23 protein-coding genes and 16 tRNA genes are annotated in these 24,760 nt (G+C 36.8%); 25 read left to right on the top strand and 14 right to left on the bottom strand.

Going from position 1 to position 24,760, the window contains the following annotated elements:
• Positions 1–60: 60 nt before the first annotated feature.
• The 5 genes from AACT42_RS11685 to AACT42_RS11665 all read right to left on the bottom strand — a co-directional run bounded on the left by AACT42_RS11685 (position 61) and on the right by AACT42_RS11665 (position 4,834).
• Positions 61–1,026: an SPFH domain-containing protein gene (locus AACT42_RS11685; protein WP_094133436.1), complete on the bottom strand. Its 966-nt coding sequence runs from the start codon at positions 1,024–1,026 to the stop codon at positions 61–63.
• 159 nt (positions 1,027–1,185) lie between these two features.
• The gene (ndk, locus tag AACT42_RS11680; protein WP_094133437.1) at positions 1,186–1,602 is read right to left on the bottom strand and encodes a nucleoside-diphosphate kinase; all 417 of its coding nucleotides are present in this window, start codon (positions 1,600–1,602) and stop codon (positions 1,186–1,188) included.
• Positions 1,603–1,724: 122 nt separating this feature from the next.
• Positions 1,725–3,362, bottom strand: coding sequence for a hypothetical protein (locus tag AACT42_RS11675; protein WP_094133438.1), 1,638 nt, complete (start codon positions 3,360–3,362; stop codon positions 1,725–1,727).
• A 65-nt stretch (positions 3,363–3,427) separates the two neighbouring features.
• Positions 3,428–4,255 carry a hypothetical protein gene (locus AACT42_RS11670; RefSeq protein WP_094182801.1) on the bottom strand — a complete coding sequence of 276 codons (828 nt, stop codon included), beginning with the start codon at positions 4,253–4,255 and terminating at the stop codon, positions 3,428–3,430.
• A 57-nt stretch (positions 4,256–4,312) separates the two neighbouring features.
• The gene (locus AACT42_RS11665; RefSeq protein ID WP_045595359.1) at positions 4,313–4,834 is read right to left on the bottom strand and encodes a hypothetical protein; all 522 of its coding nucleotides are present in this window, start codon (positions 4,832–4,834) and stop codon (positions 4,313–4,315) included.
• 479 nt (positions 4,835–5,313) lie between these two features.
• Between AACT42_RS11665 and traF the strand changes: the two genes are divergently transcribed.
• The 3 genes from traF to AACT42_RS11650 all read left to right on the top strand — a co-directional run bounded on the left by traF (position 5,314) and on the right by AACT42_RS11650 (position 7,694).
• A complete protein-coding gene (traF, locus tag AACT42_RS11660) occupies positions 5,314–6,498 on the top strand; it encodes a conjugal transfer protein TraF (RefSeq protein ID WP_094132902.1) in 1,185 nt (394 codons plus the stop codon).
• A gap of 195 nt (positions 6,499–6,693) precedes the next feature.
• The gene (locus AACT42_RS11655) at positions 6,694–7,533 is read left to right on the top strand and encodes a metallophosphoesterase (RefSeq protein WP_094132900.1); all 840 of its coding nucleotides are present in this window, start codon (positions 6,694–6,696) and stop codon (positions 7,531–7,533) included.
• Positions 7,530–7,694 (top strand): hypothetical protein, encoded by a 165-nt coding sequence (locus tag AACT42_RS11650; protein ID WP_176432215.1) that lies wholly within the window; start codon positions 7,530–7,532, stop codon positions 7,692–7,694. The genes AACT42_RS11655 and AACT42_RS11650 overlap by 4 nt, the downstream gene beginning before the upstream one ends.
• Positions 7,695–7,717: 23 nt before the next feature.
• Here AACT42_RS11650 and AACT42_RS11645 read toward each other — a convergent pair whose 3' ends face one another.
• From AACT42_RS11645 to AACT42_RS24815, 4 genes are all read right to left on the bottom strand, one after another.
• The gene (locus AACT42_RS11645) at positions 7,718–10,567 is read right to left on the bottom strand and encodes a hypothetical protein (RefSeq protein WP_094132898.1); all 2,850 of its coding nucleotides are present in this window, start codon (positions 10,565–10,567) and stop codon (positions 7,718–7,720) included.
• 12 nt (positions 10,568–10,579) lie between these two features.
• On the bottom strand, positions 10,580–11,386 hold the full coding sequence (locus AACT42_RS11640; protein WP_094182800.1) for a hypothetical protein: 807 nt from the start codon (positions 11,384–11,386) through the stop codon (positions 10,580–10,582).
• Between the two features lie 52 nt (positions 11,387–11,438).
• Positions 11,439–11,792 carry a hypothetical protein gene (locus AACT42_RS11635; protein WP_094182799.1) on the bottom strand — a complete coding sequence of 118 codons (354 nt, stop codon included), beginning with the start codon at positions 11,790–11,792 and terminating at the stop codon, positions 11,439–11,441.
• Positions 11,793–12,102: 310 nt separating this feature from the next.
• A complete protein-coding gene (locus AACT42_RS24815; protein WP_094132684.1) occupies positions 12,103–12,285 on the bottom strand; it encodes a transposase in 183 nt (60 codons plus the stop codon).
• 115 nt (positions 12,286–12,400) lie between these two features.
• Between AACT42_RS24815 and AACT42_RS11630 the strand changes: the two genes are divergently transcribed.
• The 3 genes from AACT42_RS11630 to AACT42_RS11620 are packed head-to-tail and all read left to right on the top strand — an operon-like array spanning position 12,401 to position 15,154.
• Positions 12,401–12,808, top strand: coding sequence for a LexA family protein (locus AACT42_RS11630; RefSeq protein WP_094132686.1), 408 nt, complete (start codon positions 12,401–12,403; stop codon positions 12,806–12,808).
• The gene (locus AACT42_RS11625) at positions 12,805–14,064 is read left to right on the top strand and encodes a Y-family DNA polymerase (RefSeq protein ID WP_094132688.1); all 1,260 of its coding nucleotides are present in this window, start codon (positions 12,805–12,807) and stop codon (positions 14,062–14,064) included. The genes AACT42_RS11630 and AACT42_RS11625 overlap by 4 nt, the downstream gene beginning before the upstream one ends.
• Before the next feature lie 52 nt (positions 14,065–14,116).
• Entirely contained in the window at positions 14,117–15,154 is a 1,038-nt protein-coding gene (locus AACT42_RS11620; RefSeq protein WP_094132690.1) for a hypothetical protein, read from the top strand.
• Positions 15,155–15,207: 53 nt separating this feature from the next.
• On the opposite strand, the gene AACT42_RS11615 is transcribed toward AACT42_RS11620, so the two are convergent.
• The 4 genes from AACT42_RS11615 to AACT42_RS11600 all read right to left on the bottom strand — a co-directional run bounded on the left by AACT42_RS11615 (position 15,208) and on the right by AACT42_RS11600 (position 18,973).
• Positions 15,208–16,797, bottom strand: coding sequence for a phosphoethanolamine transferase (locus AACT42_RS11615; RefSeq protein WP_094132692.1), 1,590 nt, complete (start codon positions 16,795–16,797; stop codon positions 15,208–15,210).
• A 110-nt stretch (positions 16,798–16,907) separates the two neighbouring features.
• A complete protein-coding gene (locus AACT42_RS11610) occupies positions 16,908–17,267 on the bottom strand; it encodes a diacylglycerol kinase (protein WP_094132694.1) in 360 nt (119 codons plus the stop codon).
• Between the two features lie 150 nt (positions 17,268–17,417).
• Positions 17,418–17,972, bottom strand: coding sequence for a hypothetical protein (locus AACT42_RS11605; RefSeq protein ID WP_053319171.1), 555 nt, complete (start codon positions 17,970–17,972; stop codon positions 17,418–17,420).
• The gene (locus AACT42_RS11600) at positions 17,969–18,973 is read right to left on the bottom strand and encodes a hypothetical protein (protein WP_094182798.1); all 1,005 of its coding nucleotides are present in this window, start codon (positions 18,971–18,973) and stop codon (positions 17,969–17,971) included. Before AACT42_RS11600 ends, AACT42_RS11605 begins: the two co-directional genes overlap by 4 nt.
• 75 nt (positions 18,974–19,048) lie before the next feature.
• Between AACT42_RS11600 and AACT42_RS11595 the strand changes: the two genes are divergently transcribed.
• From AACT42_RS11595 to AACT42_RS11515, 17 genes are all read left to right on the top strand, one after another.
• Positions 19,049–19,897 (top strand): hypothetical protein, encoded by an 849-nt coding sequence (locus tag AACT42_RS11595; RefSeq protein WP_094182797.1) that lies wholly within the window; start codon positions 19,049–19,051, stop codon positions 19,895–19,897.
• 550 nt (positions 19,898–20,447) lie between these two features.
• Positions 20,448–20,533 (top strand) — tRNA-Leu (locus AACT42_RS11590).
• A 38-nt stretch (positions 20,534–20,571) separates the two neighbouring features.
• A tRNA-Tyr gene (locus tag AACT42_RS11585) sits at positions 20,572–20,662 on the top strand.
• 53 nt (positions 20,663–20,715) lie between these two features.
• Positions 20,716–20,806, top strand: a tRNA-Ser gene (locus tag AACT42_RS11580).
• 5 nt (positions 20,807–20,811) lie between these two features.
• Positions 20,812–20,898: transfer RNA gene (locus AACT42_RS11575), tRNA-Leu, on the top strand.
• Between the two features lie 9 nt (positions 20,899–20,907).
• Positions 20,908–20,995: transfer RNA gene (locus AACT42_RS11570), tRNA-Tyr, on the top strand.
• A gap of 1 nt (position 20,996) precedes the next feature.
• Positions 20,997–21,081, top strand: a tRNA-Leu gene (locus tag AACT42_RS11565).
• A 40-nt stretch (positions 21,082–21,121) separates the two neighbouring features.
• Positions 21,122–21,208: transfer RNA gene (locus AACT42_RS11560), tRNA-Ser, on the top strand.
• 7 nt (positions 21,209–21,215) lie between these two features.
• Positions 21,216–21,291: transfer RNA gene (locus AACT42_RS11555), tRNA-His, on the top strand.
• Positions 21,292–21,296: 5 nt separating this feature from the next.
• Positions 21,297–21,380 (top strand) — tRNA-Leu (locus AACT42_RS11550).
• 108 nt (positions 21,381–21,488) lie between these two features.
• A tRNA-His gene (locus AACT42_RS11545) sits at positions 21,489–21,565 on the top strand.
• An 8-nt stretch (positions 21,566–21,573) separates the two neighbouring features.
• Positions 21,574–21,666 (top strand) — tRNA-Ser (locus tag AACT42_RS11540).
• Positions 21,667–21,671: 5 nt separating this feature from the next.
• A tRNA-Leu gene (locus tag AACT42_RS11535) sits at positions 21,672–21,757 on the top strand.
• A 9-nt stretch (positions 21,758–21,766) separates the two neighbouring features.
• Positions 21,767–21,854, top strand: a tRNA-Tyr gene (locus AACT42_RS11530).
• Between the two features lies 1 nt (position 21,855).
• Positions 21,856–21,940, top strand: a tRNA-Leu gene (locus AACT42_RS11525).
• A gap of 40 nt (positions 21,941–21,980) precedes the next feature.
• Positions 21,981–22,077, top strand: a tRNA-Ser gene (locus tag AACT42_RS11520).
• Between the two features lie 39 nt (positions 22,078–22,116).
• A tRNA-Tyr gene (locus AACT42_RS11515) sits at positions 22,117–22,202 on the top strand.
• A gap of 100 nt (positions 22,203–22,302) precedes the next feature.
• Here the strand turns inward: AACT42_RS11515 and AACT42_RS11510 are convergent.
• Entirely contained in the window at positions 22,303–22,572 is a 270-nt protein-coding gene (locus tag AACT42_RS11510; protein ID WP_094131802.1) for a hypothetical protein, read from the bottom strand.
• A gap of 92 nt (positions 22,573–22,664) precedes the next feature.
• Here AACT42_RS11510 and AACT42_RS11505 point away from each other — a divergent pair, with 92 nt between their 5' ends.
• Both AACT42_RS11505 and AACT42_RS11500 read left to right on the top strand, forming a co-directional pair.
• Positions 22,665–23,417 (top strand): HAD hydrolase family protein, encoded by a 753-nt coding sequence (locus AACT42_RS11505; RefSeq protein ID WP_094131801.1) that lies wholly within the window; start codon positions 22,665–22,667, stop codon positions 23,415–23,417.
• A gap of 3 nt (positions 23,418–23,420) precedes the next feature.
• Entirely contained in the window at positions 23,421–24,509 is a 1,089-nt protein-coding gene (locus tag AACT42_RS11500) for a cysteine protease StiP family protein (protein WP_094131800.1), read from the top strand.
• Positions 24,510–24,760 lie beyond the last annotated feature (251 nt).

Genomic DNA, 24,760 nt, shown 5'->3' with positions numbered 1-24,760 from the left:
TCAGTTGCTTAATGTTCATGACTATTTAAGCCCTTGCAAAAGCAAGGGCCATCCCTTTGTTTATTCTTTTTCAGATAATTCAGGCGCTTCTTCATTTTCTTCTTGTGATTTAGAAGAACCTGGTGATTTCTTAAGTTGTGATGCTACTTTAGCTTGCAATCCCATTTCATTTGAAGCTTGGCTTGTACCCAATAGAACAAGGTTGCCATAACGTGCTGCTGTTGTAACAGAGTCGCGAGTATCCATCGCTTCCATTGACATCATCAGCATATTAATCTCTGATGCGTCAGTTGTTGAATTTTTGAACTTATTAAGGTTTTCAACACACACTTGAGCGTAAGATTCTCTGGATTTAACAGCAGCTCTGGTACGCTCTTCAAGCGCTCCAGCATCAGCACGAGCATCTGCCATTTTTAGTTCGTATTTAGCATCTTTTTCAATTTTTGCCGCTTCTAGTGTGCGCTTAGCAGATACAACACGGTTTGAAGCATCACGCACTTCAGTAGGTAGTTTGGGGTCATCAATTTTAACATCAGTGATCTCATATCCGTACTGATTGTAGTTTTTGTTCAGTTTGTCGATTAGCTTCTTGGTCATGTCACCTTTACTGCTGTAAATTTCTTTTGTTTCCAAGGAATCACATTCGGAACAAGTCATTTGACGCAAATCAGACTTAATCAAAGATTCAGGATCGTCAAGGTCATAGCAAGCCTCTTGCATTTTATTCTTCATTACACGCACTGAAGCGTTAACGCTCATCCCAAGAATAACCTCATCTGCTGTTTTGACAGTACAATCTTCTGTGATTTGGAAAATGTCAAACGACACATTGTTAGCAACACCATGAATTGGAGCTGGAAGCTTAAAATAAATGCCTGGCTCAGAGATTTCGCGGACAATTCGACCACCAAAGAAGTTGATTAACACACCTTGCTTTGGTTTTACAATCACGATCATTGAAGCTAGAAGTACAAAGACAGCAACTGCAATAGCACCAAACATCAGAATATTAGATATTAAACCCATTTTATTTCCTTTATTTAACTAATTAAATTTGCATCCTGGTGTTATCACTAGGAATTTATTTTGATTTAGGTAAATATTATAGGCCATATTACTCCGTGTCAATATTTTTTATAAACATAAAAAAGGAGGCTTACGCCTCCTAAACAAATGGTTGGTTTTTTATACAAACAGTTTTGTTTTGAACAACTCAATCTCACGTTTTGCTGACTCATCACTATCAGAGCCATGTACGGAGTTTTCACTTTTAGTTTGTGCGTACTTGGCTCTCAACGTACCTGATTCTGCTTCTAGTGGGTTCGTAGCACCCATAAGACCACGGTATTTTAAAACAGCGTTTTCAGCTTCAATCACATATCCTACAACTTCGCCACTAGTCATGAATTCGATAAGCTCACCAAAGAAAGGCTTTTCCTTATGTTCCGCATAGAACGTTTCCGCAGCATGTTTGGTCATAACACCACGCTTTAGTGCAACGAGCTTAAAGCCAGCATTTAAGATATCAGCTAGGATCGAAGAATCAAGATTTTCTTTTGTTGCATTTGGCTTAATCAAGCCGAAAGTTAAGGTACTTTTCATAGTTTTCACTTTTTATTACTTATTTAAATTACGTTTTGATGTTATATCTTTTGATCTAAAGAATCAATCCATAGAGTCGATATACGTAGGAATCAATGTTTAAGTGATTCATATTTAGGCAATCAAAGCGAATTCTGCACTTCTTGGTCTAAAATTTTACTTTGAATTTCGCCACCATCACCAAATAGAAGGTCATGTTGCTTATTCAATACACTTACGAAATCAAAGTTGCTTCCTTGTTCATAACCACAGATCTTTAGTCCATTTTCCTTAAGAACTCCAACAAGCGAAGGTGATACATTCTTTGGAACAATCGCAACAGAGAAATCGTTTAATCGAATAGGATTACTCATTTTTAACTCGAAGTAGGTATACGGAGCAACAATTAGACTATTTCTTAAATCATCGATTCTAGTTATAAGTTCATGCGGCAACTGGTCAACGAAAAAGCTTTCACGTAGTTCATCGTTAACTTCACACCGAGATTGAACAAGTGCTTCTGTAGCTGCATTATTGTAAATTGATGACACATTTCCATTAGGATCTTTGAATTTGTAGTAAGCAGCTAATTCTTCGATTATCGCACTCAGTTCATCTTTAAGGCTCATGAAATACTCAGTTACTTCTTCTTCAGATTTTAACTGGTCTATGTAATTCTCGATTTCTTCTAGAGAGTGTAATCGCTCTTTTACTGATGCAGCAATCTTAACTATCGAAGTAGAAAACAAACTATCACATGTAATCAATTTTCTATTCATTTCTTTTGACAGGTTGTTTAGAGTCGCTAACTCTCTTTCTACTCCGTAGATCTCATCATGCGAAATATCTTCTTTGTCGTAATCTACATCATGCTCAGATGTTTTAAAGAAAAAGGCTTTTCCAAAGCCAGGCTCAATTGTCTTTGATACCCAGTCTTCAAAAGTTCCGCGTGGCACATGATTTTTGAAGTATTCCTCAAGATCGCTTATGTATTTCGACTCGTCAATTGAAGGTGTTCTTCTAAGGTGTTCTTTTAAATCATTCCTTGCATTGTCACAATAGCTTACATAGAGCTTTGGAATCCCGTCATCAAAGTACATGCTGTTTTCTATGAATGCGTTTAACTTCCTAAGTTCAATCCTGTTTTTTCTTGAGTTGCCATCGCTTCCACCTGTACTGCTTAGCATTTTCATTTTTAACTGCACGTCAGCCAGAAGGAGTTTTGATATTTCTTTATTAGCATCATCATCAGGAAGATCTAAAACATTGTTATTAATAAGAGCTTCAATTGATTCATTAGATAAAAAATGTATCTTTTTCTCCTTAGGGATCTCCTTAGGCTTACAGGGGTTGAGTATATTTTTCTCTTTCAAATAGAGTAATTTTACAGCAGGATTCTTAACCAACAAGTTTCTTGCTGAAATAGCTCCTTTTAATAACTCAGGATGTATAACTGTTTGGGTTTTATATTTCTCGCCAACATTAACCTGATTTGCTTGCAGGGCTGCATCTAACCGATCATTTAATTGATCCCAGAATGAGTGATTCAATTCAAAAGATACATCTGGAAATACTGAGCTGTACACATCAATAGATGAAGCGTAATTATTGTTGAAATCAATTTTTTTAGGGTCAAGAAGTAGTACGCAAGAGCCATACTTAAAGAACTCTTGGTCTGAAGGGATGAAGCCAAGTGAAGGATTTGGAAGCCCTCCGATTAGGTTTGCGAACTCTAAATCACTTTCTGTTAAAGCGTGTGCTAATGCTATTCTTTTTTTCATTAATAATGACCATTATATTTATTTCTTCTAAAATTATAACATAATGGTCATTGGCAATTAAATAATTAAAGTTCTATAGATAGGCTGGTGCAACCTTCCTCAAGTTGACTTAATACCAAGGTAAAGCAGTCGTTATCGTTCACGTTGAATTCATGCCTTTTTAAGGCTGCGTATCCAAGTAAAATAGACTTTGCATCTCTTACTGTGTTTTTCTCAAGTGCAACATCTACAGCCGCTCTAACTATCATGTTAGGGTTATCTTCGAACTCTTTTACATCTAAAGCAGATATAACTTTTCTGGAGGTTATTTTATTCAAGCTTTCGCCACCAGGACATGCGAATTCTGAAGATATTAAGTGTGATTCATAATCTTCAAAAAGCACTCTAACCATGAAATCATTGTCATTAAGAATACTTACTCGAATATCATCATAATAAACAAAATCAGGGTGTTCTCCAGTTCTATAGTATTTAATTAGATCTTCAAACACAGAATTCCAGTCTGGTGCTTGCGATGATTCAGTAATTACATCAACAGGACATTCTATGAATTCAATTGGAAGTAAAGGAGCATCATCAATATCGCGGTTGATCATAAACAAGTGCTTATGACAAGTGATAGAGTCTTTATCTATAAGTTTAAGGTATTCATTGGGTTTGCTGCGCTGTAGCTTGAATAAGCTACTTGCTATCATGGATTCAGCTAAATCTTTAAGATCTTTGGTTCCCATCAATACTGACTTGGTATTAATTAAGTTCAGATCTTTCTTGCATTTGCTCGAAGTGTGCTTTTCAATGGCATGGTATTTTGAAAGCAGGCAATCGATGTCGATATCAACTGATGTGCTAACTCTAGCTTCATCTGATGAGTAGATAATCAGATTTAAAATCATAAAAAACATCCCTTTGCTTTCTTGAAAGGGATATTTATATCATAATATTAATTAGTTTCAAGAGTACTCGACTGAAATTTCATTTGTTTTTTCTCTTCTTACAAACTCAATACGTTTTTCAAGTGGGTAACTTTGCGAATATGGTGAAACAATTCCATCATGACCTAGCCAAGACCAAAGACGAGGATTTCCATATCTTGTTATTATTTCTGTTTTGTCATTACTATCTTGTAAATCGTAAACAAGCTCATTTTCCCCTTTGTTATGAAATATCCATAAATCAACGATAAATCTCTTATCTACTACAGCAAAGTAATGTTGATTTTCATCAGTTACGTTTGGATTCGAAACTATAGGGTTGTCGCCTCTGAAAAATCCGTAAACTTCGGCTTCACCTTTAAGCTTGTTTGCGACAAAACACGCACATTTAACACTGTCCGCGATATCATCCCCAGATGATAAGTATTTTGTCGCACTCACATTATCTGAACCTAGCACTGGTTCGCCACGCAAATTGCCAAAATAGATACCTATTGATTCTGGAGATTGAAACTGTTCTTTTAGGAATTTTTTATCCATTTTGTCATCTCCTAATCACACAAAAAATGTGACGAATATCTTTATTTAACTATAGCATGACAAATACAATATAAAAACTAAGTTGAATATTTTTATAATAATATTCTAGTGATCGGGATCACATTTCTGCTACTTTATGGTAATTTTGATTTGATTTTATTTGCCATATGTTTTTATAGTTTGCGTTTTTTATAAAAAACTAAATCGTGAATTTTTTATCTTTTTAACTCAAGTTGTTGATTTAACTCTACTAATAAAAATCAGGCTAAGTTTTGTTTTTATATTTATGTGATTATTAATTTAATTATAACTTTATTTATAAGAGTAAGCCAGATATGTTACACCAATGTTAACGAAGAGTTTCGGTTAAATTTTACTTGATTTTCCATGTTTTTGGTTATACATTGATAAAAAATTAAGTAATGATTATATATTAAACTTAATTTGTTTTTATTTACTATTAATTTATAGGTTCACAAATGAAGAAAGTATTACTTACATTGGCTGTCTCTGCCGCATTCTCATCACAAGCTTTTTCAGCAACAACCTTTGACGCTCGTTCAGTAGGTATGGGTGGAATCGGTGTTTCTACTTCAAACTACCTTATGGCACCATTCCACAACCCAGCCCTTGTAGCAAAATATGGCGATAGCGATGACGTGGGTATCTTGCTACCTTCTATCGGCGTCAATCTACAAGATAAGGGCGAAATGGTAGATGGTATTGATAGTGCTGTTGATGCCATTGACGCTTTAGAAGCGAACCGCACACAACAGAACGCTTCAAATGTTGTTGATGCTCTTGCAGCGTTAAATCGTGATAGCGCTTATGTACAAGCTGGCGTTGGTATGGCAGTAGCGATTCCAAATCAATTGGTCTCTGTGAACTTGTTCACTCAAGGCTATGCAGACGCATTTGTTTACGCAGATGTCGCTGATAGTGATTTGAATGAATCGGAACTTCTTAACCCTTCTCACACATATGACTCTACAGCAACTGTCGCTGGTATCGCTGTTGTTGAATTTGGCGCAGCTCTAGCTAAAGAGTACAAACTAGAAAATAGTGTAATTTACTATGGTCTAACACCGAAAATCCAACAGGTGAAAACCATCAACTACGTTGCAGATATCAACAACTTTGAGTTTGATGATATGACAGATGATCAGTACCAGAATTCTGAAACAAGTTTTAACCTGGATGCTGGCGTTGCATATACAATGAATAACGGCTTGTCTCTTGGTCTTGTTGGTCGAAACTTAATTTCACAAAGTTATGATACCGTTGAGCTAGATGGTGTAAAAGCAAGCTATTCGATTAATCCTGTTTTCGTAGCAAGCGCAAGTTACAACTATAGCTGGTTCACAGTTGGTGCAGATATTGAGCTAAATGAAACAGAGCGATTCGAAGATATGTCTGGATTCATGAATTCAATTGATTCTTCATCAGATAACACTCAGCTAGCTGGAATTGGTATTGAACTAAATGCGTGGGACTGGGCGCAACTTCGTGCAGGCTACCAAACTGACATTGCCAACAATCTTGACGATCAATTCACAGCAGGTATCGGGCTTTCTCCATTTGGTACGGTTCGAATTGACCTAGCTGGCTCTTATGCTGGTGAAAATCAATTGGGTGTTTCACTACAAACATCTATGACATTCTAAAAGAAATCTCAAAAAGCCTAATCTTTAAGAGCCTTACATGTTAAGGCTTTTTTTATTCCATAATCCTAAACTAATTAAATACTAAGACTTTCACACTTCCTCTGGTACAATAATTTCATCTATAAATTTTAAATATCTAATCATACAGAATTCGAACATAGTTTATTCAGATAACCATTAAATGAGATTAATTTCATGAATGAATTTATCAAACAACTGGATTTAAGCTCAGCAGAAAATATCTATATACCAGGAGATATTCATGGGGAGTTTAATTTTCTACAGTTAGCCCTTAATGAATTAGGGTTTTCTAATAAAGATCATTTACTACTAGTGGGTGATAATATTGACCGTGGCTCACAGAACTTGGAAATGATTGCTTATGTACTTAGCATTGAAAACGGTCACTCCGTTGAAGGTAATCACGAAAGAATGGCAATCAACGCCTTTGTAAACAACGATAGAGCAAGTTATCATGCATGGTATCAAAGCGGTGGCGATTGGATTGATAAATATCCTGACTGCATGACTAAGTACATGCTTTCTAAGCTCAATGGTCAATTACCATATTGTATTGAATTTGAGTTCTTAGGTAAAAAGATTGCAGTTTCTCACGCTTCAATTCCTGATTATGACTACTTAGAACTTATTAAACAGGGTGTATCCAAGAGAAATATTGACTTGTTAACGAGCCATCACGAAGAGTTTGTTGAATATGGTGTTTTAAAGAACGAGCATCATAACGTTCCTGTAAAGGGCTTGGATCTTTCAATTCATGGTCATACTGGGGTTTCTAAACCTGTAATGGTTCATAATCGAATTTACCTGGATACAGGCTTGAGCAAAGATGCTGGTATTGGCGAAGGTTCGAAGAACTTCCTCAGCATTTTATGTTTCAACAAGACCAAGGGTACATCACTCGTACACTTCAAAAGAAACCTTTTTATGAAAGGGATTGAGTGGCTGGAAGATGTTGATAATAAAAAGACATACGAACAACTACAGAATCTAGGTTTTAAGGTAGATCCAAAATGAATATTGACGATATAGTTATTCTTGATGAATACGAAACTTTGATTGAGAAGTCATTTTCAAAGCAAGATGATGGAAAATCTGTTTTTTTGGATAATAAAGCCTCTAAAGAAATCATGATTCAGAAAAAGTCAGAAATAAAACAAAAGAAGAGTAAAAAATAAGTGGAGCCATGCTCCACTTATTGTTAGAAAGATAACGCCTCTTTCAATTTTGCACCAATCCCTTTATTTTCTTCTTCCTGAACTCTTCTTTTATACTCTTGGGTAATAACGTGATTTATATATGGTTCAGTTTGTTCTTTAACCGCAGTACCGAAGTAATCCCAACCTGTATTCGTAGCTTTCAAAGGTAAGCCCATTTTTTCAGCGTAAGGGACTACCAGTTTTCTGAATAATAACTCAGGGTCTCGAAGCATATTATCTGTTATTTTGAATCCCATTTGATTCTCAATAACTGAGTAGTCTTTTTTATAGTTACAAATCGCCATTTCGTTAGCCAATGCCTGTAATGCATCGTACTCATCGTCATGCCTTTCAAATGTTCGCTTAGAGAATGCGTATAACTCAAAATCCTTCGCGATTTCCGCCTGCTTTTTAAGCATAAAATCGATAGACTTTAGCTTAAACTCAATATTTTGCTCAAGTGCTTTAATTTTTATTTTGTTAACAAAACCCCCATTCTCTTTTTGAAGATTGAGTATATGGATTTTGTCCTGCTCTGTTTCTTCAGCAGCCTTATATATCGCATCACGATTTTTATGGAGTTCAGTAACCATTACTGCAAAAGATTTATATCTTTTATGAGCATTTGATAATGCTTCAGCCCTCTTAAATACATCATCAGTAAACTTTTCCTTGTTACCAATAACCATGTCACCATTTAACTCTTTGTTGACTTTATTTAGGCTTTTAATCAAGGAGCTTACCAATTTCTTTGGACTCATTCTTTTCGCTTGTTCTGCCAATAATATTTCGCTGCTTACATCCATAAAATCCGTAAAATCGTCTTTAGTAATTATGTCTTTTATGTACTTATCAAAAATGTCAGGGTGTTTTGCTTCTCTATACATTTGAGCTACAACTGCTAAAGTTGTAATAGCAGGAGCATCGAGTTTTTTAACGGCTTCAATTACCTTATTTTTTCCAAGTCTTGAAAAAATACCTGATATATTATTATCCATTTGGTTATTAAACACCCTGTTAATTTCTATATCTTTTTCACTTAGGTATTTTTTAACCATTTTCCAAGAACCAGAACTTGTCATGTTGAAATACTTATCCTTACCCTCTTTCATATGTAAGTATTTTCCAACTGACACCACCAGCAATGAACCAACAGTTAAAAATGCAGCAGGAGCAAAATAAGTACTGCTTTGCAATGCGTTAACAGCATTATTAAAGTTCGTCATTACAGCATCAGGATTTCTTATATAAGTGAAAAACTCAGTAAGAATATTTCCGTAGTTAATTGGAGCGCTTATGTAATCTGCATCTTTCACTGATGTGGCAGACTGAGCTATATTTGCAACCACATTCATCCCTACAGCGATGTTTATGCTATTTCGGATAAACATGTCTTGTCTTTGATATGCCCTATCTCTTATTACTTGATCGCTATGAATTTTTCCATCCCGATCAATTTTGACATCAGCACTATTGTCTATTTGTTTCTTAATGTGCTCACCGAAGTGTTCCCTTGTCGCAATCGATAGGTAATCAAGCATTCCATGTTCCATAGAGATATTTTCATCTGGCAGGATCTTTTTGACTGCTCGTTCATAGAAAAATTTAGGGTCTGCATATTGAGAAGCGCGAATCTTATGCTTACTATCGTTTGCTCCTACAAGATCTTTATAATTCTCTGTGGACAAAGTAATTATATCGTGCCTAACCAACCATGCTTGATGTTGCAATTGAGAATACTCTTCACCATTATGCTTTACTTTGTCTGTTATAGACTCAAAGTATTCCAGTTCAGAAACAATGTCATCAAGATCAGACTTGTCTGCTTCACCTTTGAGCACTCTCCCTTGCATCTCATAAGCCATAGCCACTAGATTAGCAAAAGAATGATATACAATGTGCTTATTGTGAAGCTCTGAGAGTCTGTCGAATATTTCATTATACGCTTTAGTGTTTGAAGTGATTTTATCCTTTGTAGGATCACTCTCTAATTGCTTATTAAGAATTTCAACATACATGTCAATTACTGACCTGAATGAATACCCTCGTTCCAAGCACTCTTCTATCACTTCTGGCTTGATAGCCTGCATGATAGCTTCAAAATCCTCGTATCCCTCACCAGTAATCCTTTGTAGTGTTTCACGCATGAATTTTTGCTCTTTACTTGGGGTTCCTGTAATAGCGCCAGAAAACTCAGATACAAATCTGAGAGAGAGCAACTCGTGCGCCTCTAGACCCTTAAAAACACTTTTGATTCTCTTACCAAGTCTAGGGATTTTTCTGAGCGATATTGATAGCCCGTTAGAGCCACCTAGAAGGTCATCAACGGATTTTTTGTATGCCTGTGCTTCGCCCTCTTGAAAGCTTCTTTGAAAATGTTCCCAAGATTTATTCTTATAGTGAACCAATGGTCTATTTTCGTCGTCAATGTGTTTTATTGACATACCAATTGCCATCGTGAGACTTGCAGCCGATGCCAAAATCCCTGCAACTGCAAGAGGATTACTTGTTAATGAGATAAAATTCCCCATTTTATAGCTTAAATAATCCATAAAAGTGGGATCTATCGGGCAATATCCGATATGTTCACCGAAGTAGATAGGATCTTCATTTTTAGTTGAGTTTGCAACGCTAACAATGCCTTTCCCCGCTTCTTGAATTAATGATGGAATATTCCAATCTGCAAAAAATGGCTTAAGATCAGCATAGCCTGGATTAGCATTTATGTATGATTTAAGGTTAGACACGAGTATTAGCATACCAAATGGTAATACCTTCCAACTCCCATCAACAATTTTTTCTCTTACTGTTTTTTTCTCGTCTATAGATATGCTGTATTTGTTATTGTTCATTGTTTTTCCTAACTACATATTTAGCGCAAAGTCTTTTTTTACTTTCAATTTTGGCGTGTGCTCATTCATGATTGTGCTGAATCTATTTATGGTATCTGAGTACTCATTGTACTTTTCAGGCCAATGACTAACTGCAAACACTTCCGCAAATGCTTCTGAAGACCCACTAAGAGATTCAGTAAACGAGTATTTGGTTGTCCTATACCAATCATCAGAGAACGATTCAGGTAATCCAAACTTATTCTCATATCTATGACCAAGCTCATGAACCAGTAAATATCTCATATGACCATATAATTCATTATCAGAAAGTGATGTGTGTTTAATTAAAACCTCATCATTTTCTGAATCGTATTTAGCTAGAGAGCGAATATCCTTAGCACCAACAAAAGAAATTTTCACACTTCCTTCCATAGCTCTGGCATGGAATCCGTCTAGTGAATTTATTGTTTGAACCAAATCTTTGCACTTCGCAAGAAATGCCTTTTCAGAAAGCGGGCTTTTGTTCGAAAACTCAATATTTCTGTATTTAAAAACATTATTTTTTTCGTTTTTAATGAAGCTGTCCACTATGTTCTCTATTTCTATTTCGTCCCAATACGTAAGCACGGCTTTGATATTGCTACCATGAAGACCATATTGTTGAAACATATCAACTTCACTTTTAATACTTTTTAATTTTGACAAGTTTTCTTTTTGCCCCTTTGGACATCTACCAGTTAAAGGAAAATGCTCTATCCACTCTTTCATTTCATGGATTCTAGATTCATTATAATCAAGAAGGCTCTTACCTTTTTCTTTTAACTCTTCTTTATTCATTTTTTCAGCCAGACTTTTTATTTGTTAAATTATATCACACTTTTTCAGCTAGCTAGAAAGAGTAATTTATAGATAGCATATTAGCATCGCTAATTTTACTCATGCCGAGCTTGAATCCAAGCTCATCACCAATGACGGTTCCTACTGCGCAGCCAACCAAGTTCATCACCATGTCATTTGTATCAAATCCACCGTAATCAACTTCGTCGTACAGTTCTTTTGCCACACCTACTGCTGCGCAAGTATAAAATCCAGAATCCTTATCTTCAAAGAAAGACTGCGAAGCAAATCCTATCGCGGTAGACGCACCAAAATGTAATATTTTGTCATCATCGACATTTGCTGATAGGGCATTTGATGCGAATACAAGTGATAGTGACAATGTGAGCGTCTTTAATATTTTCATTTTTAATCCTTTATTGAGTATTTAGGCTTGATTTTTGACTTTTTTCTGTCAGTATCTTTTTTAATTAACAAACAAAATCATTTTTTATTCAATCATTATAATATCTATGAGAGCTACAGATCTATGAATAATATTGATATTTTAGCAGTAAAATCAAACCTATCTATCTATGCAAGAGATATGCTTTCAGACCGTAGAAACCTCATGGTTTTTCTACCCAAAAGCGCCAAGTGCTCCATCTAAATCTAATGAGCCTAAGCGAAATTAATTTAGGTGGTGGTGAAAGGCGCACCACCACGAAGTGGTGGCTTTAATCAAAACCTTCCTGCTGATCCAAATACTGTTTTACGATGTCTAGCGGCGCACCTCCACAACTAACCAAACAATAGCTCCTGCTGTAAAAAACGGGCTTCCAGTAAAACTTACCCAAGTGCTCAGAAAACTCCTTTCTTACCAGTCTTGATGTGACAGTTTTTAGACTACGAGAAATCAACCGATGATTGTCTGCTTAAGCAGGCTTCATATTACAATTTCTGATGTTTTTCATGTTTGCAGTTACAGGTTCGTGATAGTACACTTAACACTGTGTATCCATACAGTGTTTTATCATGAACATCATCCCATTCAAAGCTTCTGCTGGAATCACTGGGTTTGAATCCCCAGCCAATGATTACCATACTTCGTCACTCAGCTTAGATGATCTCCTAATTCATAATCCTAACTCAACCTGGATAGGCTGTGCCAACGGCGATTCTATGGAAGGTGTGGGGATCTACAACAATGACCTTCTAGTCGTGGATAGAAGCAAAGTGGCAACTCATCATTCCGTTATAGTCGCGACACTGAATGGCGAATTTGTTTGTAAAATATGGGATGAAAAGCGACATCTACTGCTTTCCGCTAACGATAAATATCAAGCTGTCCCTGTTACCGAATACGACTCTTTTTCTTTCGAAGGGGTTGTTATACATTCTATCCGCAATCACTCTCAATCAACATTGGAGCTGTTTAAATGACCTACGCTTTGGTTGATGCAAATTCATTTTACGCGAGTTGTGAATCTGTTTTTAGACCTGATTGGAGAGGGAAACCCATCATTGTGTTGAGTAACAATGATGGTTGTATTGTTGCGGCTAACAGGCAGGCAATCGAGTTAGGAATAAAGAAATTTGAACCCTACTTCAGAGTTAAAGATATGTGTGAGCTTAAAGGCATCATAGCTCTTTCATCCAACTACGAGCTTTACTCCGACCTCTCAATGAAAATGATGGGGGTAATTGGTAGGTTTGCGCCTGAGCAATATATATACAGTATTGATGAGTCCTTTTTATCATTCAAAAGGACTTATCCCGCAATTCCATGCTTGCTAACTCATTGCATGAACTTGAGAAGGGCTGTTTGGAAAGAGTGTAGACTACCTGTAGCTGTAGGGGTTTCTAAGACGCTTACACTAGCTAAGATTGCGAACCATGCTGCTAAGAAGTTGGGGTATAGAGGGGTTTGTGTACTTGAAGAAAATAAGGAAATTGAAGCTGTTTTAAAGCAGCTTCCCGTTTCTTCTGTATGGGGCATAGGAAGTCAGCTATCATTCAGAATGAAGTTAATGGGAATTAATACTGCTTGGGATTTGGCAAGCGCCCCAATTGACAAAATTAAGAGAAACTTCAGTGTGGATGTTGAACGAACGGTTAGAGAACTTAATGGTCAGGAGTGCTTATATTGGGACTCAGTTCGTCCAGCTAAAAGGCAGATATTCTCAACTAGAAGTATGGGAGAGAGGATCACAGACCAGATTAGCCTCGAACAAGCGTTGACTAAACACGCTTGCATAGCTGCAAAAAAGGCTAGAGAACAAGGTTCTTTGTGCAAGACAATCATGTTTTTTGCTGGCAATTCACCACATGATGAATCACACCGAAGCTTTAGATTTTTACATGAGTTCACGTTTCCAACTTCTGATTCCCTTCATCTTTCACAGGTAGCGACACGCGCAGCAGAGGCATTATTTCAAGAGGGTATTCGCTATTACAAGATCGGTGCTGGCTTGATTAGCCTTATCGATGGGAAGCACTATCAAAATGACCTTTTCAACGAAAAACCAGTTAATGACGAATTGATGCATGTACTTGATTCTATAAACCACAAATATGGATCTGACACCCTTTTCGTTGGGTCTCAAGGTATCAACCCAAAGTGGGGAATGAGAAGGGATATGCTAACACCTCGATATACAACACAGTGGAGCGATATCCCAAGAATAAAATGCTCATAATTTATGATAATAATGATATAATTGAAAAAAATTATAATAAATAGGTGATGCAATGAGCATACAAAATGAAGAAATGAGTAAATGGCTTATTCTGTCAAAAATTGAAGAGGACAAAAATACATTAGGTGTATTAGATGGGATTTCCAAACACCCCAACATGCTTTCTTCAGCAGAAGACAAGTCTATTTTTTTTGATGAATTTAGAGAATATTTTCAGGTTGAAAAAGACGATTATGATCTTGTCGATGATCTGCATAAAAAAATCTCTGATTTTCACTTTTCAGAACAAGGTGATTCTCATTTTGTAGGTATCAAATTCGAGAACTCTATCATATCAATAGGGATGAATGGCTCATTTTCCATAGTAAAACAAACAGATAATGGGTTTGAGTTTACTAAGCATAGCTATGATAGATACAAAGGATTCATATCTAAGGTAATCTCAGACATGCATAAGGATATGATTAATTTATCTCCAAAACTAAAGATTAACCGAGCAATACGTGAGGCGACTAAAACTGAAAATCTTAGAAGAGAGTTGCGAATAAAAAATGTTCCTCCTATGCCTGAAGACTTTTGGGAAGCAATACAGAGATTAGCGGATTATTCAGAAAACTTTCAGGAGTTCCAAATCCTATTGAGACCAAATATGGATGATATCAGTGATCGTTGTTTAACTCGCTTAGGTAGAGCTTCAGAAATTTTAGAGCGTGACCCTGACTTACTTAGTGATGATGATTATAAAATCACCGTATATCGCTGCCTTCCAGCAGGAAAAGAAATCGAAGCTGGTGATTGGGTTACAACCGATATCGAGTATGCAAAAGCTCATATATCAAACGTAAAGGGCGAGTGGGAAATCATTGAGAGGTCAATTGCAGGAAATGAATTGATACTTGGAGCAGATCCTCTTGAAATGTATTACGCACCAAGAAGCATTTGGGGTGACTTACGGTCAATTCAAGATGTGTGGAAGTCTGTTACATATCGAAAGCCGATGAAATATGAATCTATGGAGCGAATTGTAAATCGCGCTTTAAAGGAGCAAGGACTAACCTCTAAAGAGGTTAGCGCTGAATATTCAATCTAATGAAAAAAGACTGAATCTAAGGCTAAGATTCAGTCTTTTTGATTTCATGAGATTTAAATTCTACACTCAGAAATAAAACTCATTTCTGGATTGATATCTTTTGTTTCAACACCGAAGAAATCAATTAAGCTATGGAAGAAGTTATCGTGAGAGTAGCTATTTGATGCAGCTTTTTCTCTCAAGCAAGCTTCATCAATACCTTTAGCCTCTGCATACCCCTCTCCCATCCATAGTAGTAAAGGAACTTTCGTTTGCTCTTCTGGAGCAAGTACGTATGGGGTTCCGTGTAGGTATAGACCATTCTCTCCAAGTGACTCACCATGATCGGACAGGTAAAGCATAGCTACATTGTACTTATCTTGATAAGACTTAAGCTTGTTAATAACTTGGCTTAAGAAGTAGTCTGTATAAGCAATAGTATTGTCATATACATTCACGATTTCTTCATCGGTGCAGTTCTCAATATCACTTCGATCACAAGAAGGAGTAAATTGTGTCATGCTTGATGGGTAACGCTTGTAATAAGTTGGACCATGACTGCCAATTGTATGAAATGCAATCATTTTATTTCCTTCTGAAGATAAAACTTTATCGTCAAAATCCTTAAGCATTACTTCATCATAACAGGTAAGCCCATCACAAAGTTGCTTATCAGATGATGGGTCGATTTGAATTAGCTCTAATCGTTTCGCTACAGCTTTATCTCCACCATCATTTTCATACCATGAGATAGAGACATCGGCTTTAGAAATAATATCCAATGCGTTACTTTGATTGTTAGCAACATCTTTCCTATACCCGTCTCTATCCATATTAGAGAACATGCATGGAAGAGAGTGCGCTGTTGCAGTTCCACAGCTACTTACGTCCTGAAACGAGATAATGCCTTCACCTTTTGTATACTTGTTGGTATCTCGCTGATAGCCATTGTATGCAAAATTCTGTGAACGTGCTGTTTCACCTACCACTAAAACAAACAAAGTCGGCTTCCCATTAGATGCTGAGATCATTTTAGCATCCTCACCTAATTCATTGAATGGTAGTTGCTCTTTAGGGAAAACGGTATTCTTAATGTATCGAGTAGAATAATAGATGTGAGTAGGAACAATCATCTTGTTTAGATACTTATTGTTTCTACCTACAGACGCGTAATCCTTGTAAAACAGAGCCGCTATAGCGACAATACCAACTACTGCTACTACTAGCCCTACTGCTCGGTGAATCATACGTGTTTTTAGAGGCTTGTCAGTATCGATTTTAACCAATGCGATAAGGATTGAAGGCACAATACCTGTGAAGAACACGTACATTACAGAACGCATGTTTACATATGAAGCTGCTTCACTTGAATGTGTTTCGAAGATATTTTCAATCATTCCATAATCGAAAATTACCTGGTAAGTGTTTGTTGCATAACAAGCGGCTGCTGACGAAATAGTAAACAGGATAAAAACAGGTCTGAATACAAACTTAAATCCAAATGCTGAAAAAATGATGAAAAATGCAAATGACAGCAATAATGGTGAAGTGTATGAGAACAGATGGCTTTCTGAACCTTTCGTTAGCTCAATAAGTTTTGAAGTAACAGGAGTATTCAGAACAAAGCCAAAGTACAATGACATAATTGCAAGAAATGCTGTCATTGAGATCTTATATTTTTCCCTTAGCGATGAAATGCTAAAGGAAGCAGGTGGATTAACTGCTTCTGTAGTCAACTTTACTTCCTCTTTTTAATTTTTTTAATAAATTAATATTACGCAAATAGAACGGCAGACCAAGTTAGAGCGACTAGGACTAAAGCGAAAAACACCGCAGCGGAACCAATATCTTTTGCACGTCCACTTAACTCGTGAATTTCAGAACCAACACGGTCTACTACTGCTTCGATTGCAGAATTGAGCAGTTCTACAATAATTAGAAATACAACAGAACCCACCAGCATGAATTGCTCCATTACTGTGAAGTCACCAAAGGCTGCAACCAAAACAGAAACAGCTAGAGCAAAGAACTCTTGTCTAATAGCCGCTTCATGAGTGAATGCTGACTTAATGCCTTTAAATGAATAACCTGTTGCTTTATATAATCGAAAAACGCCAGTATGCCCTGGTTTCATTGTATTACCCTTCCTTTAAAGAATTATTACATAATACTGATTTCCAATTATTTATCAATACCTTGAATACATTATTTTGCATGGTATTTTTTAATCAATAAAACCCGTCATATAGACGGGCTTTTAATCGTTAAAAATGATTAGATTTGTTTAATGTGCGTAAGCAAGACCTGTGATTTCTTCTGCTTTTTTCACAAAATCTATTCTTGATAGGTTATTTCTTAAAATATCAAAAAGATCTTCTTTTATTACATTGTTTAGCATTGACTTTATGAAGTCATAAATATTTTTTTCATTATGAAAAATAGACCCTTCACAATGACCTAAAACACTTTTCAACTCACTGCCGATCATTCCAGAGCAATATACTAGACATTCCTGACATTTTGTTGACGCCAATTTTTCGACCATACTATTGATTTCCCAGACATTTTCCTGATAACTTCTCGACCTAGATAGCTTATCAAAAACATCTGGCTCAGTTGATAAAACAGACATAGTAAACTGCCGCATATGCGATAGCACCACCTCTTCAGATATTTTATTAACTAATAAAATGTCATTTAACTTCAAATTGCGACTTGAATCAGCCCACAGAAGCTGATCAATCTCTTTTTGATTTAGATAGTTAGAAGAGTTTTTTTGTATCGCAGACATCAATTCTTCTTTTGATTTGTAGTTAAAAATGTTTTGAACGATATTCATGACTTAACTCTTTTTTTTCTTTTAATTAAACCAAGTTGTATATTGAGATTTTTATTCTCTATTCGATTACCATTAATAAAGGTGCTGATATATAGATGGTCTTCTCTCTTTAGGTGCTTGAATGCATCCTGGCAGGCAAAAGTGATTTCTGTTGGGGGGGAATATCTACAAGCAAGTGAACTATAAAACGATAACTGGATTGAAGCCTTGTGAAGCTCTGTATAGAATCCTTCATCAGCTCTAGTGTTGATAAAGTATAGGTAATTATCACCAATTCTAATGTCAAACTCCACACTTAGTGTTTTGTCATTTAAGTCTGCTATCGATTTTTCTAATTTTTCAATTTCTGCTTTAATCTCTTTAATCGATACAATTTCCATCTCATCGTTCAGATACGCGACATCCTCATCTGTTGCCCCGCGAGATTTCATTAACTCGATTTCAGACTTCTTGTTATTAATTGATCTTTTGATTCCTTCGGTTGCATTGAAGTCAAATCTCAAAGACTGTCTATCAACAAATTCGACTGAATGTTCATCAATAAATTTTTTATAGTATTCAGTCAATTTTTCGCTGTCATATTCATCTACACCGTCAATACTCATTAGTCCAGAAACAGAACTTCTCAAGCAGTCTCTAAATTTTTTTGTGCTTCCTTCAAATCCACTAACAAACTCAATGATGCCAAGGTTTAAATGCAGTCTTCTGCTACCATTCTTCTTAGCAATTGAAACATAGTATCGGACGCCTTCAATTAAATCGCTTCTATCCCATCTATAGGCACGGTTAAAGATAACTGGAAACTTTGATTTTATGGTTAAAATACTGCCTTTTCTAGAGATTACAGTATCGCCCCCGTCCGCCTTTATTTGTTCGTTCGCTTCTTTGATTTGCTGATCAATATCACTACCTCTAAAATTACAGTTCTTATCGATTTTTATGGCTATTTTATTGGATTTAACTTCATATCTACTATACTTAGAAATTTCATCAATATTCATTCTTCTTTCTCTTTATTTTCTTTTGATTGTTAAATATTATATGCATTTAACGAATGCAAATAAAGAATAAAGTCCATGAATTATAAGAACACGGTTACGATTTTAAACAATTTTTCCCATAACACTACAATTGAATATTTACTAACAAATTTGTCTTCAAGTCATTTTGAGCCAGATGATTACAGCCACCTTAAAAGCTTGAAAAATCTTAATGTTGGTCAAGCGATACTAACTCTGTTGGAAAAGGGGTGTGAAGATGGAGACCCATACTGTATTGATGTTACTGTTTCTAACTATCTAGAGAAGAAACTAACAAGAGAAGCTTTACCGTTAGTGCGCAAACACCGAAACACTAAAGATATTGATGTTGCTATTGCTTGCGCTAAGGTTGAGTCTTCACTTGGGTATTTAGGTGACTCAATTAAGATATTGCTAGACCATAATATCAATTCATTTAAAGCATGTAGTCATCTTTATACCTTCACCATCATCAACTTTGCTTCAGCATTTTGCCAAAAATCAGATAAAAACGCGTCAACATTAGAAATCGACTTGGATCCTACTACACTAACTCTTGTAGAGTGCGCTGAAAAAGATATTGATGCCGAGTTTATACATCAGGTGACTAAGTTCATGGTATTTTCAACCTGGTTCTACAATAACGCTCAGAGGATAATCAATAGTTCTGAAGATTTAGGTATTGATGTTTCTACATTAACTATTGATGGTGAAGACTTCTTAGGTTCATTAGCAACTGTCACAAAACTTGTTGGTGAATTACCTAAGTTATGTTTTGAAGGGACACTAAAAGAACAAAAAGAAAAAATATTTGAAAAAAACAAACTTCTTGATTTCAAACGCATCTCATTGATTAATCTATGGAATTTTCTATACTCGACAGATGAAAGTAAAAGTTTTCATTAAAAAGTTTAGTTTTTTTCGATTTATGGGTTGACGAAGATTAAGTTTAGTTTTATATTTTAATCATCGAAGCACGGGAACAGATTCCGATGCGTTTTTCAAATAAGTTTTTGAGGAAATGAAAATGTTACATTCATACTTACATCTAAGTTATCTATCGCTTTATAACTAGGTTGTGTTGCACCTGTCAGGTTCAGCACACGCTCCCTGGCAGAAGTATGAGTTTTCATTTCTGTAAATCTATAGGCTGAATCTATAAGTTCAATCTATATCGGGGAGGCTATAATTAGTCTCCCCTTTTCGTCTTGGTTTGTTTTAAATTTAATTTTATACGGTTTAATTATGTCTTACTTATCGCATTTACATTATTCACTAAGTTATTCACTGCTATCTACGTAGCATTGTGACCAGATACGTATACCTGGAAGCAATGTAACTAGAAGCTTCCAGACCTATCGTATCTATGATCTGCGATATGTCTATAAGGGGGCTTCTACGGAAGCCCCCTTATTGTTTTTAAAGTCAATTAAAAACTAGTTGATTTTCAAAACATGCTCTTGTGGCGTAATTGGTAGGCGCGGAAGGTTGAGAGCCTTCTAGTGGAAACACTGTCCCAGTTCAAATCTGAACTGAGCACCATTTTAAATAGGAATATTTTTTATATTCCTTAATATTTCGGATGTGTAGTCACGTATGGATCGTGAGTGGGCTGTAACCCCAATGTGTGCGAAAGCCACCAGCAAGGTTCGATTCCTTGTACATCCACCAGAATATTGGTGATAGTGGTTGAGAGGGCAATTCCCCTCTATTACCAAAAATTTGGAGAGTTGGCAGAGCGGCTGATTGCACTCCCCTGCTAAGGGAGACTGTACTAATAGTGCAGCGAGGGTTCGAACCCCTTACTCTCCGCCAAATTTGCATCTATGGCGTAATAGGTAGGCGCGGCAGGCTCAGAACCTGCTGGTGGAAACACCGTACCAGTTCGAGTCTGGTTAGATGTACCATAACAAATTGGTTGAGTAGCGAAGTGGCTAAACGCCTCTGACTGTAAATCAGATCTCCCATTGGAGTTCGAAGGTTCGAATCCTTCCTCAACCACCATGCTGACATGGCGTAATTGGTAGGCGCGAGAGATTCAAAATCTCTTACCGTAAGGTGTCTGGGTTCGACTCCCAGTGTCAGCACCAAGTTCTAAAGAGCATTCAAGAGTGTTCTTCAGAATTTAATAGAGGATTGGCTGAGCGGCGAAAGCAACAGTCTTGAAAACTGTAGGATGTTAACAGCGTCCCAAGGGTACAAACTTATCCTCTGCCAAATTATGGTGACGGTAGTTCAGTGGTTAGAATTTCTGGCTGTGAACCAGAAGGTCGCGAGTTCAAGTCTCGTCCGTCACCCCATATCTGCTTCTATGGCGTAATAGGTAGGCGCGGTAGGTTGAGAGCCTGCTGGTGGAAACACCGTACCAGTTCGACTCTGGTTAGAAGCACAAAATTTCGGGTGTGTAGTCACGTATGGATCGTGAGTGGGCTGTAACCCCACTGTGCGCGAAAGCCACCAGCAAGGTTCGATTACTTGTACACCCACCAGAATACTGGTGATAGTAACTCAGTTGGTTAGAGTCCCTGATTGTGATTCAGGAAGTCGAGGGTTCGATTCCCTTCTATCACCCCATTTACACTGGAGAGATGGCAGAGCGGCTGAATGCACTAGCTTGGAAAGCTAGCAGGCGCAGAGAATGCGCCTCGCGGGTTCGAACCCCGCTCTCTCCGCCAAACTTGCATCTATGGCGTAATAGGTAGGCGCGGTAGGTTTAGATCCTACTGGTGGAAACACTGTACCAGTTCGAGTCTGGACGATGCACCATAACAAATTGGTTGAGTAGCGAAGTGGCTAAACGCCTCTGACTGTAAATCAGATCTCCCATTGGAGTTCGAAGGTTCGAATCCTTCCTCAACCACCATGCTGACATGGCGTAATTGGTAGGCGCGAGAGATTCAAAATCTCTTACCGTAAGGTGTCTGGGTTCGACTCCCAGTGTCAGCACCAAATTCTAAAGAGCATTCAAGAGTGTTCTTCAGAATTTAATAGAGGATTGGCTGAGCGGCGAAAGCAACAGTCTTGAAAACTGTAGGAACTGTAGGATGTTAACAGCGTCCCAAGGGTACGTCCCTTATCCTCTGCCAAATTAAATAGTTGGATAAATCATAAATCCCGCTAATTAAGAGTAGGTAGCGCGTAAGTGGAAGCGCCCTGGACTGTAAATCCAGTGTCTCAGACCTTGGAGGTTCGATCCCTCCCCTGCCCACCATTTTTAAAATGCTGATATGATGGAATAGGCATCCATAATAGGCTGAGATCCGATATCTTACTACATTCGGGGTCTAATCTCGATATGATAGGCATTCATATCAAGGTAACTTTTTATTAGCTTTAATATATAAATGCTCTTCTGCTAATCCTCTAATTTCGTTAAGAGTCACACCAGCACTTAAGATTGTGATTGAAGACAACCCCAAAAACGCCAACGCTTCAATCAATAGTGTTGATTTTTCGAATGAATGAAGAATTGAGCACATAGTGATAGCACTCAAACCCAATCCCAAAAGTCCAGAGACAAAACTTAGAATATGATCATTTTTAATCACTTCTTTTCTTGTATTTTCTATATACTTAATCATTAAAATTCATGCCTTTCATCTTTTCATTGACAACGAACCAAAAAAACATATAATTCATGAAAATCTTAATAATCAGATAAATAAAGGTAAGTATGATTTATTGTTTTAGTGACTTAGATGATTCACTCTTTCAGTCTGCGCATAAGTGCAGCGTTGATACTGAAAACTGTAAACTCGTTTCATTTAAAGAAAATGGCGACATGCAAGGTTTTAGCACTCCTGCTCAGCAACAGTTTATTGATCTTATCAAGAAAAACGGCACTCTGATCCCAGTAACCGCAAGAACCGTTAATAGTTTTAATCGTGTTTCAATGGATTTTGACTCATACAAAGCAATCTGTCATGGAACAATCGTTCTTGCGCCGAATGGCGCTATTGATCCTGAATGGAAAGAATACTTGGAAGATCAAATTAGTATTCATAATGAAAAGTTTCAACAGCTTGTAGATCTAGTTCGAACATTAGTTAATGAGATTAATATTCAGCCAACTATGTTTGGCGTGAAGGAAAACTACGGTTATCCCTGCTACTTTAATTTGAAAGTCGAATCAAAAGACTCAAGTAAGCTAGAAAAGCTATTCTATCATTTTCATAGTTTTGTTAACTCAAACAGAGAATTTGATGAGTTCGCCATTCATTGGAATGACAGAACATTTGACATTTTACCTCCGTACACCAGCAAGGCGAAAGCAGTAGAGTTTATTTATAAAAAGCTTGGAATCACAAGCAGTGACCTGGTATTTGGTCTTGGTGATTCTCTCAGCGACTTACCATTCATGAATCAATGTGATTTTTTGATGATTCCGAAAAACAGCCAAATTGTAAAAAGAAAAAATTTAGGATAGAACATGAACAAACCAATGCAAGGTTCTTACAAAGAGAGTGATTGCTTATTTTTAATGCAAGAAGTACAAGTCAAGTTTGAAACGGCTGAACAAAGAGAAAGTAAAGTTCAATCAGGTATTGTCCATTACTCCGAAAAGGTAGGTAATGAATCACCTCCCACTGAAGAATACAGTAATCTTTTTTATGAGATGATGGAAAAGTATAAGGGGCGATTAGCGACAGAAGTTATGTCTTTAGCTAAAAAAATTGTTTCCAATCGTTCAGCATACGGTACGGTAGATAATCCTATCGTATTACTATCTTTAGCACGAGCAGGTACACCAATTGGCGTTCTCCTGAAAAGAGCACTTGATAAGCTTCAAGTATCTTCTGTTCATTACAGTATTTCAATCATTCGAGATAAAGGCATTGATGAAGTAGCTTTAGACTACATTGTTCAGAATTATGACGATGGTGCTGCGGTCTTTATCGATGGCTGGACTGCGAAAGGGGTTATTACCAAAGAGCTTCACCAAGCTGTAGAGAAATACAATGCATTGAAAGGAACCAATATTCCGAAAGAGCTTTTTGTGATTAGTGATATTGGTGGTACTGCTGATGTGACAGCAACTTACGATGATTACACAATGCCTTCAGCATTGATGAACTCAACTGTGTCTGGTCTACTGTCTCGCTCTGTTTTAAATGATGAGATCCTTGCTACTGGTGGATTTCATGGATGCGTTGTCTACCGACACTTAGCAGAGCACGATCTCTCAAATTGGTTTATTGATGAAATTGATAAGCTTATGGATGTACATTCAGTTTGTGATGATGTTGTTGTTTCAAAAGAAGAACGTCAACTGGTTACTAAAAAGTTTATGAATACCATCATGACTGAATACTCGGTATCGAACATTAATCGAGTTAAGCCTGGTATCGCTGAGGCTACACGCATTATGCTTCGTCGGACACCAGATCTTTTAATGGTTAAAGACATGCAACATGTGGATACTGCACATCTGGTTCAAATCGCAATTGAGAAAGGTATTGAGATTGTGGTTATTGAAGATATGCCATTTGGCGCTTGCTCAATCATTCGTGATTTATAGTTCAGGGAAGATGCGAGTGAAGATGACTAAATGTAAAAATATCGAAAACTCAATAACATATTGTTTAGTTGTAGCTCTTTCATTCAGTATTTTCGCGCATGTTTTCGTTAGTGTTGTTTATGGGATTTGCAATCCTGAATCAATCAAAGAAGATTCACTTTTTAAATATAATTTCTTCTCTCTTTCCCAAGGCGAAACTAACATGGTCTGGGCTATCACATCAGGTATTATGCTCATTATATCAGGGTATA

The sequence above is a fragment of the Vibrio sp. V15_P4S5T153 genome, from assembly GCF_963874485.1.
Classification (GTDB): domain Bacteria; phylum Pseudomonadota; class Gammaproteobacteria; order Enterobacterales; family Vibrionaceae; genus Vibrio; species Vibrio anguillarum.
The sequence above is the reverse complement of the archived record's forward strand: the minus strand, read 5'-3'. Positions and strand labels throughout refer to the sequence as shown.

What these genes read in the sequence shown, in the direction of transcription:
- AACT42_RS11685 (WP_094133436.1), bottom strand. Translation starts at nt 1,026, where the DNA reads ATGGGTTTAATATCTAATATTCTGATGTTTGGTGCTATTGCAGTTGCT.
- ndk (WP_094133437.1), bottom strand. Translation starts at nt 1,602, where the DNA reads ATGAAAAGTACCTTAACTTTCGGCTTGATTAAGCCAAATGCAACAAAA.
- AACT42_RS11675 (WP_094133438.1), bottom strand. Translation starts at nt 3,362, where the DNA reads ATGAAAAAAAGAATAGCATTAGCACACGCTTTAACAGAAAGTGATTTA.
- AACT42_RS11670 (WP_094182801.1), bottom strand. Translation starts at nt 4,255, where the DNA reads ATGATTTTAAATCTGATTATCTACTCATCAGATGAAGCTAGAGTTAGC.
- AACT42_RS11665 (WP_045595359.1), bottom strand. Translation starts at nt 4,834, where the DNA reads ATGGATAAAAAATTCCTAAAAGAACAGTTTCAATCTCCAGAATCAATA.
- traF (WP_094132902.1), top strand. Translation starts at nt 5,314, where the DNA reads ATGAAGAAAGTATTACTTACATTGGCTGTCTCTGCCGCATTCTCATCA.
- AACT42_RS11655 (WP_094132900.1), top strand. Translation starts at nt 6,694, where the DNA reads ATGAATGAATTTATCAAACAACTGGATTTAAGCTCAGCAGAAAATATC.
- AACT42_RS11650 (WP_176432215.1), top strand. Translation starts at nt 7,530, where the DNA reads ATGAATATTGACGATATAGTTATTCTTGATGAATACGAAACTTTGATT.
- AACT42_RS11645 (WP_094132898.1), bottom strand. Translation starts at nt 10,567, where the DNA reads ATGAACAATAACAAATACAGCATATCTATAGACGAGAAAAAAACAGTA.
- AACT42_RS11640 (WP_094182800.1), bottom strand. Translation starts at nt 11,386, where the DNA reads ATGAATAAAGAAGAGTTAAAAGAAAAAGGTAAGAGCCTTCTTGATTAT.
- AACT42_RS11635 (WP_094182799.1), bottom strand. Translation starts at nt 11,792, where the DNA reads ATGAAAATATTAAAGACGCTCACATTGTCACTATCACTTGTATTCGCA.
- AACT42_RS11630 (WP_094132686.1), top strand. Translation starts at nt 12,401, where the DNA reads ATGAACATCATCCCATTCAAAGCTTCTGCTGGAATCACTGGGTTTGAA.
- AACT42_RS11625 (WP_094132688.1), top strand. Translation starts at nt 12,805, where the DNA reads ATGACCTACGCTTTGGTTGATGCAAATTCATTTTACGCGAGTTGTGAA.
- AACT42_RS11620 (WP_094132690.1), top strand. Translation starts at nt 14,117, where the DNA reads ATGAGCATACAAAATGAAGAAATGAGTAAATGGCTTATTCTGTCAAAA.
- AACT42_RS11615 (WP_094132692.1), bottom strand. Translation starts at nt 16,797, where the DNA reads ATGACAGCATTTCTTGCAATTATGTCATTGTACTTTGGCTTTGTTCTG.
- AACT42_RS11610 (WP_094132694.1), bottom strand. Translation starts at nt 17,267, where the DNA reads ATGAAACCAGGGCATACTGGCGTTTTTCGATTATATAAAGCAACAGGT.
- AACT42_RS11605 (WP_053319171.1), bottom strand. Translation starts at nt 17,972, where the DNA reads ATGAATATCGTTCAAAACATTTTTAACTACAAATCAAAAGAAGAATTG.
- AACT42_RS11600 (WP_094182798.1), bottom strand. Translation starts at nt 18,973, where the DNA reads ATGAATATTGATGAAATTTCTAAGTATAGTAGATATGAAGTTAAATCC.
- AACT42_RS11595 (WP_094182797.1), top strand. Translation starts at nt 19,049, where the DNA reads ATGAATTATAAGAACACGGTTACGATTTTAAACAATTTTTCCCATAAC.
- AACT42_RS11510 (WP_094131802.1), bottom strand. Translation starts at nt 22,572, where the DNA reads ATGATTAAGTATATAGAAAATACAAGAAAAGAAGTGATTAAAAATGAT.
- AACT42_RS11505 (WP_094131801.1), top strand. Translation starts at nt 22,665, where the DNA reads ATGATTTATTGTTTTAGTGACTTAGATGATTCACTCTTTCAGTCTGCG.
- AACT42_RS11500 (WP_094131800.1), top strand. Translation starts at nt 23,421, where the DNA reads ATGAACAAACCAATGCAAGGTTCTTACAAAGAGAGTGATTGCTTATTT.